The organism is Ruegeria sp. CL7, assembly GCF_056536445.1.
The window spans coordinates 26,088-38,228 of record NZ_JBQFPQ010000004.1 but is presented as its reverse complement, the minus strand read 5'-3'; the positions used below and the strand labels follow the sequence as shown (position 1 = coordinate 38,228).

General features: G+C 56.7%; 17 protein-coding genes. 9 read left to right on the top strand and 8 right to left on the bottom strand.

Annotation, left to right across the window (positions count from 1 at the left end; genetic code table 11):
* The first annotated feature begins 62 nt into the window (after positions 1 to 62).
* From ACR0LI_RS12115 to ACR0LI_RS12100, 4 genes are all read left to right on the top strand, one after another.
* On the top strand, positions 63 to 443 hold the full coding sequence (locus tag ACR0LI_RS12115; RefSeq protein ID WP_152457354.1) for a response regulator transcription factor: 381 nt from the start codon (positions 63 to 65) through the stop codon (positions 441 to 443).
* Positions 440 to 748 carry a hypothetical protein gene (locus ACR0LI_RS12110; protein WP_245218138.1) on the top strand — a complete coding sequence of 103 codons (309 nt, stop codon included), beginning with the start codon at positions 440 to 442 and terminating at the stop codon, positions 746 to 748. The genes ACR0LI_RS12115 and ACR0LI_RS12110 overlap by 4 nt, the downstream gene beginning before the upstream one ends.
* Positions 748 to 3,426, top strand: a complete 2,679-nt coding sequence (locus ACR0LI_RS12105) for a sensor histidine kinase (RefSeq protein ID WP_171638170.1) — start codon at positions 748 to 750, stop codon at positions 3,424 to 3,426. The genes ACR0LI_RS12110 and ACR0LI_RS12105 overlap by 1 nt, the downstream gene beginning before the upstream one ends.
* 78 nt (positions 3,427 to 3,504) lie before the next feature.
* A complete protein-coding gene (locus ACR0LI_RS12100) occupies positions 3,505 to 4,608 on the top strand; it encodes a FliM/FliN family flagellar motor C-terminal domain-containing protein (protein ID WP_480718583.1) in 1,104 nt (367 codons plus the stop codon).
* Positions 4,609 to 4,611: 3 nt separating this feature from the next.
* Here ACR0LI_RS12100 and ACR0LI_RS12095 read toward each other — a convergent pair whose 3' ends face one another.
* The 4 genes from ACR0LI_RS12095 to ACR0LI_RS12080 are packed head-to-tail and all read right to left on the bottom strand — an operon-like array spanning position 4,612 to position 6,811.
* Positions 4,612 to 5,043 (bottom strand): protein tyrosine phosphatase family protein, encoded by a 432-nt coding sequence (locus ACR0LI_RS12095; RefSeq protein WP_171724383.1) that lies wholly within the window; start codon positions 5,041 to 5,043, stop codon positions 4,612 to 4,614.
* A 9-nt stretch (positions 5,044 to 5,052) separates the two neighbouring features.
* A complete protein-coding gene (locus ACR0LI_RS12090; RefSeq protein ID WP_171724382.1) occupies positions 5,053 to 5,484 on the bottom strand; it encodes a DUF6691 family protein in 432 nt (143 codons plus the stop codon).
* A complete protein-coding gene (locus tag ACR0LI_RS12085; protein ID WP_480718582.1) occupies positions 5,484 to 5,912 on the bottom strand; it encodes a YeeE/YedE family protein in 429 nt (142 codons plus the stop codon). The genes ACR0LI_RS12090 and ACR0LI_RS12085 overlap by 1 nt, the downstream gene beginning before the upstream one ends.
* A 35-nt stretch (positions 5,913 to 5,947) precedes the next feature.
* A complete protein-coding gene (locus tag ACR0LI_RS12080) occupies positions 5,948 to 6,811 on the bottom strand; it encodes an MBL fold metallo-hydrolase (RefSeq protein WP_171638162.1) in 864 nt (287 codons plus the stop codon).
* 243 nt (positions 6,812 to 7,054) lie between these two features.
* Between ACR0LI_RS12080 and ACR0LI_RS12075 the strand changes: the two genes are divergently transcribed.
* Positions 7,055 to 7,270, top strand: coding sequence for a hypothetical protein (locus ACR0LI_RS12075; protein ID WP_171638160.1), 216 nt, complete (start codon positions 7,055 to 7,057; stop codon positions 7,268 to 7,270).
* A 9-nt stretch (positions 7,271 to 7,279) separates the two neighbouring features.
* On the opposite strand, the gene ACR0LI_RS12070 is transcribed toward ACR0LI_RS12075, so the two are convergent.
* Positions 7,280 to 7,498 (bottom strand): hypothetical protein, encoded by a 219-nt coding sequence (locus tag ACR0LI_RS12070; protein WP_480718581.1) that lies wholly within the window; start codon positions 7,496 to 7,498, stop codon positions 7,280 to 7,282.
* Positions 7,499 to 7,658: 160 nt separating this feature from the next.
* Here ACR0LI_RS12070 and ACR0LI_RS12065 point away from each other — a divergent pair, with 160 nt between their 5' ends.
* A complete protein-coding gene (locus tag ACR0LI_RS12065) occupies positions 7,659 to 7,847 on the top strand; it encodes a hypothetical protein (protein WP_171638158.1) in 189 nt (62 codons plus the stop codon).
* A gap of 79 nt (positions 7,848 to 7,926) precedes the next feature.
* Complete coding sequence (locus tag ACR0LI_RS12060; protein WP_480718580.1) at positions 7,927 to 8,190, top strand: DUF2312 domain-containing protein; 264 nt, start codon at positions 7,927 to 7,929, stop codon at positions 8,188 to 8,190.
* Between the two features lie 578 nt (positions 8,191 to 8,768).
* On the opposite strand, the gene ACR0LI_RS12055 is transcribed toward ACR0LI_RS12060, so the two are convergent.
* The 3 genes from ACR0LI_RS12055 to ACR0LI_RS12045 form a co-directional block, all read right to left on the bottom strand.
* Positions 8,769 to 9,830 (bottom strand): YeeE/YedE family protein, encoded by a 1,062-nt coding sequence (locus ACR0LI_RS12055; RefSeq protein WP_480718579.1) that lies wholly within the window; start codon positions 9,828 to 9,830, stop codon positions 8,769 to 8,771.
* 41 nt (positions 9,831 to 9,871) lie between these two features.
* Complete coding sequence (locus ACR0LI_RS12050) at positions 9,872 to 10,180, bottom strand: ArsR/SmtB family transcription factor (RefSeq protein WP_152459831.1); 309 nt, start codon at positions 10,178 to 10,180, stop codon at positions 9,872 to 9,874.
* A gap of 100 nt (positions 10,181 to 10,280) precedes the next feature.
* Complete coding sequence (locus ACR0LI_RS12045; protein WP_480718578.1) at positions 10,281 to 10,655, bottom strand: hypothetical protein; 375 nt, start codon at positions 10,653 to 10,655, stop codon at positions 10,281 to 10,283.
* Positions 10,656 to 10,735: 80 nt separating this feature from the next.
* Here ACR0LI_RS12045 and ACR0LI_RS12040 point away from each other — a divergent pair, with 80 nt between their 5' ends.
* Entirely contained in the window at positions 10,736 to 11,476 is a 741-nt protein-coding gene (locus ACR0LI_RS12040) for a cytochrome c biogenesis CcdA family protein (RefSeq protein ID WP_480718577.1), read from the top strand.
* A 14-nt stretch (positions 11,477 to 11,490) separates the two neighbouring features.
* Positions 11,491 to 12,069, top strand: a complete 579-nt coding sequence (locus ACR0LI_RS12035) for a thioredoxin family protein (RefSeq protein WP_171724377.1) — start codon at positions 11,491 to 11,493, stop codon at positions 12,067 to 12,069.
* Positions 12,070 to 12,141 lie beyond the last annotated feature (72 nt).

The window sequence follows — 12,141 nt, the reverse complement described above, 5'->3', positions numbered from 1 at the left end:
GGCTTAATCTGGCGGGGACCGATCTGAGGATGGAGGAACGGTCTTGGGGAGGAACTGAAAATATGAGCCGTAAGGTTCTGTTAATCGAGGACGAGCCGAACATTGCCGAAGCAATCCGGTTTCTGCTGACCCGCGAGGGATGGCAGGTGGACACGCATGGCGATGGCACGGATGCGGTTCAGGTGATTCAGAGGGCACAGCCCGATCTGGTCATTCTGGACGTCATGCTGCCGGGCAAGAGTGGCATGGATATCCTGCGGGACATCCGAGAGATGGAAGAGCTGGCAGGTTTGCCGGTTTTGATGCTGACGGCGCGCGGTCAATCGCGCGACAGGGAAATGGCGGAAAACGCTGGTGTCAGCCGTTTCATGACCAAACCGTTTTCCAATGCCGAAGTTCTGACGGCTGTGCGCGATCTTCACGCGCAGGCGACGCGAATATGATGTCTGGCGAGGGCAAAAAGGGCGCACCACAGGGCGCACGCCCCTCGCTTTTTCTCGAACGTCAAAGCTATCGCCGACGTAGGCTGGCGGATGCGGCGCGGCTGCTGCCGTTCTTGGGGGCGGCTCTGCTGGCGCTTCCGCTATTGTGGCCCGATCAGCCCGGCAAGGGCGAGGCTGTCCCCTTGTCTTCAGCAATGTATTACATCTTTGTCTGCTGGGGCGCTCTGATCGTGGTTGGGTTGGTTTTTGGAATTGCCGCCCGCCGTTTGGGCGTGCGCGAGGATCAAGACGCGGACGCTGAGTGATGGCAACCATTAACACGCTGATCCTGGTCTGCCTTGGCTATGTCATTTTCTTGTTCGCCGTGGCTTTCGCCGCCGATCGGATGGCTGCGGCAGGGCGGGGCAAGTGGCTGCGCTCGCCCCTGATCTATACCTTGTCGCTGTCGATCTATTGCACGGCATGGACGTTCTATGGTGCGGTGGGCAATGCCGCGCGGTCCGGGTTGGAGTTTGTAACGATTTACCTTGGCCCAACCCTGGTGATGGTCAGTTGGTGGTGGGGACTGCGCAAACTTGTGAGGGTCGGGCGCAGTCAGCGGGTGACCTCTATCGCGGACCTGTTGTCATCGCGCTATGGCAAGTCGAACACGCTTGCCGTGTGTGTGACCATTCTTGCCGTGCTTGGCGGAACACCCTACATCGCGCTCCAGTTGCAATCAATCACCTTGTCCTTTTCGATTTTTGCCGAAGCCGATTCATCGGGTCTGTACCGCGAAGGGTCCAGTGTATTCTGGATGGCAGCGGGGCTTGCGGTGTTCGCAATTCTTTTCGGCACGCGCAATCTGGACGTGAACGAGCGCCACCACGGTGTGGTCACCGCCATTGCAGTGGAGGCCGTTGTCAAATTGTTTGCTCTTATCGCCGTGGGCGTTTTCGTGGTGTGGGGCATTGCCGGTGGCGTTGGCCCGATGATGGATAGGATAGATGCCTCGGAAATCGGAGAGTGGAACGTCGATGCCGGGCGCTGGACGACTTTCATATTCCTGTCCGCCGCGGCCTTTATCTGCCTGCCGCGCATGTTTCAGGTTATGGTGGTCGAAAATGATGACGAAAGCCATCTGCGAACCGCCGCCTGGGCGTTTCCGCTCTATCTGCTTTTGATGAGCCTTTTTGTCGTGCCAATTGCCGTCGTTGGTCTGGATCTGTTGCCAGAGGGGGCCAATCCCGATCTGTTCGTGCTGACGGTACCGCTGTCGCAGGGCAATGACTGGTTGGCCATGCTGTCCTTTATCGGCGGGTTTTCGTCCGCAACGTCGATGGTCATCGTCAGCGCAATGGCCTTGTCGACGATGGTTTCGAACCATGTGGTCATGCCCATTTGGTTAAACACGCATGAGGGTACGGGCTCGGTTTCGGGCGATGTGCGCAGCATCGTTCTGGTTGCGCGCCGCGTGTCCATCGCCGTGATCATGGCGTTGGGTTACTTTTACTATCGGTTGTCCGGTGGTGGTGCGGCGCTGGCCTCGATCGGATTGATTGCCTTTGCCGGAATCTCGCAGATTCTACCTGCTTTGGTCGGGGGATTGTTCTGGCGCGGAGCAACCCGGACAGGGGCGCTGGTCGGGTTGAGCGTCGGTTTCGCACTTTGGATATATACGCTTTTGTTGCCAGGTATGGGCGCGCCGTGGATGCCGGAGGCCGTCATGCAGAATGGGCTGTTCGGCCTTGCCTGGTTGCGTCCTCATGCCCTGTTCGGGATCGAAGGGATCGATCCGATGGTCCATACCGTGATGTGGTCCCTGTCCCTGAACACCATTGCCTTTTGCATAGCGTCCCTTCTGAGCTTTCCCAGCCCTCTGGAGCGTTTGCAGGGTGCGCAATTCGTCAATGTTTTTGACCACTCGGTTTCACCTGGTGGCTGGTCCGGCTCGGTTGCGCAAAGCGAAGACCTGATGATCATGACACAGCGTATTCTGGGCACCGCGCCAGCGCAGGAGTTCTTTCAGGCAGAGGCTGAAAAACAGGGCGGCCGGTCGCATATGCCGGAACCGACCCCGGGTTTCCTGAACCGGCTGGAGCGAGAGTTGAGCGGGTCGGTTGGCACCGCCACGGCGCATGCGATGATTGCCCAAATCGTCGGAGGGTCTTCAGTTTCCGTAGAAGATCTGCTGGCGGTGGCGGATGAATCGGCGCAGCTTCTGGAGTATTCGGGGAAGTTGGAAGAGAAGTCGTCGGAGTTGTCCCGTACGGCGCGCCAATTGCGCGAAGCAAACACCAAGCTTACGCAGATTTCCGAACAAAAAGACAGCTTCCTCAGCCAGGTCAGTCACGAGTTGCGCACGCCGATGACCTCGATCCGGGCATTTTCCGAAATCATGCGGGATACAGAGGGGCTGAGCCGTGAGGAACAGACCCGTTATGCCGCAATCATTCACGATGAGGCCTTGCGCCTGACCCGGCTTCTCGACGATCTGCTGGACCTGAGCGTGCTGGAAAACGGGCAGGTCAATCTGAACCTCAGCGATGACAGTTTGCGTTCGGTTCTGGACCGGGCGGTGTCCAGCGCGCTGGCCGGAGCAGAGCGGAAAATCACGGTTCGCCGGACTCTTACGGCCGAGCGAATGTCCCTGCATACGGATCTGGACCGGTTGGGGCAGGTGTTCATCAACCTGATCTCGAACGCGCAGAAATACTGTGACGCGGAAGAACCGGTATTGGTCATTTCAGCCCACGACGTCGGCGGCAGGGTCATCATAGATTTCATCGACAACGGCAGCGGCATTCCACCCGGCGCGCGTTCGATGGTGTTCGAGAAATTTGCTCGTGTCGGGGTCGACAAGGCAGGGGGCGCAGGTCTGGGTTTGGCCATTTGCCGTGAGATCATGCAACGGTTGGGCGGTGAGATCACATATTTGCCCGGGCAGGGCGGTGCGGCGTTCCGGGTCAGCTTGCCTTTGGCTTTCCAGCAGGCCGCGCAATGACACGGCCATAAAGAACTTCGTAACGCTCGGCAGGGTAAACCAATAGCCAATTATTGAAGCAACTGGTGATCGGGCGCCATGTCACAAACCGTCAGCGCTGCTTTGGCGCGCAAACTGTCTGTTGGACGAAAAGATCTGGGCGATCGCCCGCGTTCGGTTTTGCGGGCGCTGCGCTTGGGGTTTGCGCGGGCAGCAAGTGATCGATTGAACCTTCCCCTGGCTGTCATCGGGGCAAAACAGGCCAGCCGCACGCAGGATGACATGGCGGAATCATTCGCTCAGGATTGGCTTATGTTGGTGTTTGACGGGCCGGAGGGGCGCGCAGGGATTTGCCTGAGCCCGCATGTGGTGTCCGCCATTGTGCAAACCCAAACCATCGGTGAAATACTGCCCGGTGATCCGGCCCCAAGGGCCTTTACGGATACGGACGCCGCCATGGTGGTGCCATTCATCGAAACCGCTCTGACCTTGACTGCCGGCTCAATAGACGCTGCGGCCGAGCAGGTCTGCCTGACGGGATACGAGTTCGCGGCACGTACGAAAGATTCGCGCGGCTTGTCGTTGGCCATGACAGAAGATGAATACCGCGTCTTCGATCTGACGGTTGATCTGGCCGGCGGGGCGCAGCAGGGACAGATCTCGATCTTTCTTCCAGAGCATCTTGCCACGCCGGAAAAGGCAGAGGAGGTCACGAATCCGGCCGGTCCCCGGCTTGAGCAGGCATCGGGTGTTGTTCGGGCGGAACTGAAGGCCGTTTTGTGCCGGATGTCGCTGCCACTGTCCGATCTGTCAGAGATACAACCTGGATGTGTTTTGCCATTGCGCGGGGCGCGCCTGGACAGAACTGAGATATTGACCATCGACCGAAAGCCAACGGGTATTGGCCGCCTTGGTCAATGTGGCGGGTTGCGCGCCGTTCGGTTGAACGAACATTCGACCCTGCCCGCCTTGTCGGGGGACGAAGCGCAGGAGTTCATCGAAAGCCGAGGGAGAATGCAGCCGCACGATGACCTGGTCGAACCGGTTTCCGGCGCGTTGGATGCCATGCCTCCGGAAATTGAGGACGCGGGTTTGGATCTTACGGACAACGATCTGTCACTGAACGATTCCGAACGGATGGTCGCAGAGATTTCGCAACTGGCTGGCCTTGACGCAGCCGACACGAATTCCGACGCAGAATAGGGTTTAGTCTGCCTGGCTGCGAAAATGCTCTAGTGCAGGGCGCAGGTTTTCCAGTTGATATCCGGCATTTGTCGTGGCGGCCAGAATGTCGTCTGTGCTCATGCGGTCGCATTGACCAAGGGCCCAGACCACCGAACACCGAGTGCCCGAGGCGCAATAAGCCAGAACCGGGCCATCGCAGCTTTCTGCCAGGTCACGCTGCTGCTTTGCAATCTCGGGCGTCATGGTCTGGTGGGTCAGCTCCAACACCTCGTAGTCCATGCCTGCCGCACGGACGGCTTCACCGATCGCGTCGGATTGCATGACTGCGGGAACCTCAACATCGGGCCGGTTGCAGATCACCTTGACAAAGCCTGCCTCGGCAATTGCCGGGACGTCTTCTATAGTGATCTGCGGTGAGACAGCATAGCGGGGCGTGATCGGTCGAATCTCCATGCCAAATCCTTAGGCCGCGTTTGCGGCTCTGTCCAGTTGCGCCCCCAGCGTTGGCGCGATGAACATGCCTGCAACCATCGCGATCAGGAAGACCAGGCCACCCAAACCACCATAGGTCAGCGAGGCCATCGCCGGTCCCGGGCAAAGCCCGGCCAAGCCCCAGCCCATTCCGAACAGGACGGAACCAATGATGAGCCTGCGATCAACCTCGGACCTTGCAGGGGGTGGAAAATCGCCTCCGGTCAAGGCCTTGCGCCCAGAGGTAAGCCTCCAGGCTACAAGCATCGGCAGGATGGCGCCGCCCATCACAAAGGCCAGGGTCGGGTCCCAGTTTCCGAAAACATCCAACCATCCCTGAACCTTGGTCGTGTCCGTCATGCCCGAAATCAACAATCCGGCACCGAACAGCGATCCTGCGAGCAAAGCAATCAAAAGGCGCATCAGATCAACGCCCAAACATGGCGCAGCAGAACGAGGGTCATTCCGCCGGCAAGGATATAGAATACGGTGGCCACGATGCCGCGCAGAGAAAATCGCGAGATGCCACAGACCCCGTGACCCGACGTGCAGCCATTGGCGATACGCGTTCCCACACCGACCAGAAGCCCGGCCACAACAACAAGGCCCAGATTGCTGGTGAGATGCGTTTGGGCCTCGGGGGCGATCAGTGGCCGCAGCAGAAGCGGCACACCGATCAACCCGGCGATAAAGGCCACGCGTTCGGCTTTGGTGTCGCGGGCCTCACCGTCGACAAGGCCACCCAAAATGCCACTTGCACCCATGATCCTGCCATTTCCAAGCAGGTACACGGCTCCGCCCAGGCCAATCAGCAGGCCACCGCACAGCCCCCAGATCCACTCGATGTTCATGTGGGATAATCCTTTTTAGAGTGACTTGTCTCGCGTCAGATTTTGTTCACCGGCAGCTTCAGGAATACATCGCCTTGCTCATCGGCAGGCGGCATCTGCCCCGCCCGCATGTTGACCTGCAAAGAGGGCAGGATCAGGCGCGGCATGGCAAGGGTGGCGTCCCTTGCGTCACGCATTTCCACGAATTCTTCGATGCTGCGTCCTTGTCCGATATGGACGTTCAGCGCTTTCTGTTCGCCTACCGTCGTTTCCCAGGCGTATTCATCGCGGCCCGGCGCTTTGTAGTCGTGCCCGACAAAGATGCGCGTTTCGTCCGGCAGCGACAGGATTTTTTGGATCGATTCAAACAATGTGGCTGAGGAGCCTCCGGGAAAATCGCAGCGGGCCGTGCCGAAATCCGGCATGAACAGCGTGTCGCCCACAAAGGCGGCGTCGCCTATCACATAGGTCAGGCAGGCCGGGGTATGGCCCGGGGTATGGAGAACATCGCCGCGCATCTGCCCAATGTGAAAACTGTCCCCCTCCGAGAACAAGGCGTCGAACTGGCTGCCATCGCGCTGGAACTCGGTTCCTTCATTGAAGACTTTGCCGAACGTGTCCTGCACGGTGACGATCTGAGCGCCAATTCCAATTTTGCCGCCCAGTTCCTGTTGCAGGTAGGGGGCCGCAGACAGGTGATCGGCGTGAACGTGGCTTTCCAGAATCCATTCGACCTTTAGATCGCGCGCGCGCACAAAGTCGATGATTGCGTCAGCCGATTTTGTCTCTGTGCGCCCCGAAGCATGATCGAAATCCAGAACACTGTCGATGATGGCGCAGGCACGCCCTTGCGGTTCATGAACAACATAGGACACCGTGAAGGTTTGATCGTCAAAAAACGCTTTCACTGCGGGTGTCATGATTTCCTCCGTATCGGTTATCATTATCATATATGTAAAATGGAATGTGACGCAACATCGAACCTGTGTTTGATGCGCGTCAAGGCATTCACGATTAAATCAGCTTAAACTTTAGCCCATCCGCGCCGGATTGCCGAAAACGCGAATGTGTTGGGCAATATCCTGCACAATTTCAGGTTAATATCAGCGGGTCTTATTCCCGTTACCTATATCTGGGATACTGGCGACACTTGGGAGGGTACTATGACATCAACAAGTCTTTATTCCGAAGCAGAACGGCTTGAACAAGAGCTCAGAAATGCGAGCCTTGATACGCGTTTGGCGCTTCAACCGAGTGTGAGCAAGGTTGTCGACCGTATGCGACAGCAGGGGATGCAGGTGCCGTCCCGCCTGCGGCGTCTGGATGCAGCCCTGTGCGAAGACGCCATGGAAGCGCAGTTCGATAACCTGCCGATTTGAAACAAGTGGTCATTCAAAGGATATCCCGAGGATGACCAGCATCAATCCAAGGACGGACAGGAACAAAGACGCCAGGTTCCAGGGCAAAACGCCCTGAACGGTCGCGCGCAGTTCGTCGTCTGACAGACCCGCCTTGCGCGCTTTCATCACGCGAAGAATGCACCAGATCAGGCCGGCGAGGCCGGTCAGAGAAAGGGCTGCGCCGCCCCAAGTGATGAATTCGAACATGGTGCCCTACATCTCTTCGTGAACTACCCCAGCGCTTACCGGAACGGATCACGCCGTACAAGTGCGCTTGGGGATTGGGTGGGATTGGGTGCTTGCGACCCGGGCGGCGGCATTGTATCCGGCTTCCTGCATCAGATTTCAGCCCTTGGGACCGACGCGTATGGAAGGCATCATCAAAGATCAGACTGCCGCCAACTGTCGCGTGACTGCCGATGAGCCGTGCCAGTTCATCGAACGGTTTGAGGGTCTGGATGCGGTGAAAACAACCTGGTGGAACAGCGGAAAGAAGCCATGGCCGAGGCCCGGGCACGTCGTTGCTTTTGCCTCCAGAAAACTGTTTTGTGTGTAGCAACCACAGCTTGAGACGAATACACGAGGTATGAACTGTATTCTCTTAGCGGTGATGATCCAGAATTGGGAAGAATTGGATGAGCATGTCGGAAGAAGCAGAAGCAAGTTACAAGGTCACCTCTGGGGAGCTGCGCCAATTTGTTGAGCGTATCGAGCGCCTGGAGTTGGAAAAGAAAGACATCACGGATCAAATAAAGGAAGTGTACGCAGAGAGTAAATCGCGCGGCTACGATGTGAAGGCTCTTCGCAGCATCATTTCTCTCAGAAAAAGAGACAAGGATGATATTGCCGAGCAAGAGGCTGTCATCGAGATGTACAAAGAAGCCTTGGGCATGAACTAAGGCCGGTTCTTGGCAAAAGCGCTAATTCGTTCAGGCTGACAAAAGCTTTACGAAGAAATGCGTGTCACTTGCCGAGACTGCAACATGTGCAGCCAGACAGGGCGGAGATTTCAAATATCGCAGACCTGGCTGGCTGTGCGGTGATGTCTGCTGCCTCAGTGGCCTTGTGGGTTTGCAGGGTCTTTGCTGACGACGAATTCTCGTTTTCGCTGGAAGATCTTCAATGTGTCAGAAAGCCGAAGCTGCGGTTGCTGAAGACCTTGTTGCCTTTTTTGATAGTTTGTCCGAGGCAAGACCTGCCTCGTGATTGCCTGAAGGCTTGCGGCTCAAAGGCTGGGTTCTTTTAGCATTGAAGATCGTTGAAGATTCCTGTTCCGCCTTTTGCGGAGTGACACATGCGATTGGGCTGTGGAGGTTTCTCGACCGACCCTGCGGCATTGCGGGTGAGAGCGCTGCAAACCATCCTGTCGGTCAACCAAAGGCCGTTCATGCACCAACTTACAAAGCCAGACCACTCAAGTGGGGCTAATCAGCGCGATCAACACCTTTTTGGCATAAGGCATGGTGGTGTTAAGAACTCAGCGCTCGGTAATGAAGGACAGTCCGGACACGAGCTGTCTCAATCCAAGCGCCGCGCCCGCAAAGATCGCGGCGAATGTCACGGGCGCGCTGTAGGCCAGAAGTGAAAAGGCAGATATGCCTTGTCCGACGCTGCAACCGACTGCGATGATCGCTCCGGGGCCCATGATCGCCGCGCCCAGCATCTGCCGTTTCAATTCGCGTGGATCTTCGCAGGCTTCCCAGCGAAAATGACCCTTTGACCAAGACCCCAAAAACGCGCCGATCAGAACGCCCGAGACTGATCCGACGGCAAAAGACAAAGTGTTGCCGGACGCTGTCATCAAGTAGAATATCGTGTCACCCAAGGGTGCAGCGAAGGTATGGGTTTGCACCGGCTCACCGTCAAAGCCGTGGGTCGCTACCCAGTTCGTGCCAAGCCAGCCCGAGACGATCGTCAGTCCAACCACAGATCCCCAGAACACCTGCGCTGGCTTACGGCGGAACTGCTGGTTCGCCAAAGCGAAGACCACCAAAATAACACCGACGGCAGAACCAACGAGCCACGCCGGAACAGAGGTCAACCGTTCAGCAAGAAAGCTGACGCTTTGGGGGGCACTGATATCTATTTCTACTGGAAACAGCCAAACCCGCAGATATGCCAGGGGGCCGGACATTACGACATACGCCGAAAGTCCCATGATCAGAACGATGACGAAGGATCGAAGGTCGCCACCTCCCAGCCTTGCCAGCGCCCCATAACCGCAGTTCCCGCTGATGGCCATTCCATAACCGAACATGAGGCCGCCCACGATCGAACCGATCGGGTTCCAGGTCTGGGCAAGGTAGCGTGTTCCGACCGGGTCAAGCCACCCGAACGCCATGGCGGCATGGCTTCCAACAATGGCGACGCCAATCGCAACCGCCCACATGCGAAGTCGCCGATCATCGCCTGCGTAAAGGAAGTCTTCGATTGCACCCAACGTGCAAAAGCGACCGATGCGTGCAGCCAGCCCCAAAGCGATGCCCCCAATCAAACCGATCAGAGCAACGGCATTTGCGTCTCCCAATGCTTCGAACATTGCCAGTCTCCTCCCAAAGCTGGCGGCGTCTTGACCGGCTTCTACGTCTCCCGGCAGAAAAGATCGTAAACGACTTCCAGTATTTGCGTCGAACGATCATCAGCCAATCTGTAATAAATTGTCTTACCCTCGCGCCGTGTTTTGACCAAGCCTTCAAAGCGCAGTCGGGATAATTGTTGGGATACGGCGGCCTGTCTCGCCGACAGCATCTCTTCCATCTGGGTGACGGACTTTTCACCCGATGACAGATAGCACAAGATCATCAGCCGCCCTTCGTGGCTGATGGCCTTCAGGAAGTTTGATGCCGTCTGGGCATTCTCCATCATTCGGTCCAGATCTTCTGCACACATGTCCTTTGTGAACACCGGCAGTTTCGATGGTTTGTCCAAAAGGATCGCCTCGCTTTCTCAGCTTCACGCATTCAAAACAGTTTATGTAATTTGCCGCCGATTAGCCAGAGGTCTCAACCTGTACCCCTGCGTCACGTAGCATCACGCCCAACAACCCCCAGAAAAAGTCTTCGCCGGGGTAGCCTTCGATCCGGCCGACTTCGTGGCCGTTGTCCAACAAAACAAAGGTCGGAGTGTAGTAGAGAGGTCGTTTTAGGGTGATCCCATCCGGCAGGGTTTCATGGATGTCGACACGCCGAAGCGGGGCGGCATTTCCTTCCTGTGTTTTCGGGTAGATCCCCGAGATTTCGGAATCCCATCGGGCACACCACATGCACCCATCTTCTTCGGCCATCAGAAGCGTCATTTCAGCCCGTAAAGCCAAAGGCGAAACAAGCAACGTGACCGCAAGCACAAGCAGGAAAAGGTGGCGCATCTCAAGCTCCGATTGACCGCAGCGTTATATCTTTATTACTTTGAATGTATGAATGATAGCGTGCCAGGACGGGTTTGACCATGCTCGACATCACTTTTGCAGGGGCTTTGGTCGCAGGGGTGTTGTCATTTCTGTCCCCGTGCATCCTGCCGATTGTGCCGTTTTACCTCAGTTACCTGGCGGGTGTCGGGATGGAGCAGATTTCTGCAAGTTCAGTCATTTCCGGCAACGTTCGCCGCAGGGCAACGCTTTCTGCAATCGCTTTTGCAGCAGGGATCATAACGATTTTTATGGCGCTTGGAGCCACGGCTTCGATATTCGGTCAAATGATCCGCGAATACTTCGATATCCTTCGATGGATTGCCGCGGCCATCATCATGGCGATGGGCTTGCATTTCCTGGGGCTGATTCGCATCGGATTCCTGTATCGCCAGTTTCAGGCGGATGTCGGTGAAACATCTAACCTGAGCCTGATTGGTGCGTATGTTCTGGGACTGGCATTTGCTTTTGGCTGGACGCCCTGTGTCGGGCCCGTGCTTGCTGCAATCCTGTTTACGGCGGCCGGAACCGAGACGGCTTGGCGCGGTGCGATGCTTTTATTCGTTTACGGGGCGGGAATGACTGCCCCCTTTGTTCTGGCGGCCTTTTTGGTCCGCCCCTTCATGCAGTGGATGGCGCGGTTCAGAAAGCATTTGCCCCTGATCGAGAAGGCCATGGGCTGTCTGTTGATTCTGTTCGGCGCTCTGATCGCAACCAACTCGATCAATCGCGTGGCCCAATGGATGCTGGGCCATATGCCCTGGCTTGCGGCCATCGGATAATACGGGAGGAAAACATGAAGCGAACATTGTCAGTTTTGATGGCATGCATAGTGGGCGTGGCGGTTTCCGCCGCCGAGCTTGGCGACGACGGGTTGCATAAAACACCGTGGATGCGCGACACGTTCAAAGACCTTCGCGAGGATCTTGAAGAAGCGTCAGATGAAGGCAAGCGCCTGGTTTTGTTAATCGAGCAACAGGGCTGCATCTATTGCAAGAAAATGCACGAAGAGGTTTTCCCCCAGCCCGACCTGGCGGCGTACATCGAAGAGAATTTCTTTGTCGTCCAACTGGATCTGCACGGAAGCACCACGGCCACCGACTTTGACGGGGAAGAGAGCGAGCAAAGAGCGTTGATGCGCAAATGGGGGATTCTGTTTACGCCGACCCTTGTATTTCTGTCGGAAGAGGTTCCCGAGGACGCCACCGCCATTGATGCAGCGGTTGCAGTCATGCCGGGGGCGTTTTCGAAGGGAACAACTTTGGATCTGTTCACCTGGGTCTTTGAAAAGCGGTACGAACTTGAAAATGGTGAAGATTTTCAGCGCTACCACGCACGGCGCATTCAGGAGCGAAACAATATTTCACAAGACTGAGGTTCGGGGATATAAATAAAAAAATTCATTGTAATGAATTTAATGTTGCGACAGACCGCCCTCGTCGACTAC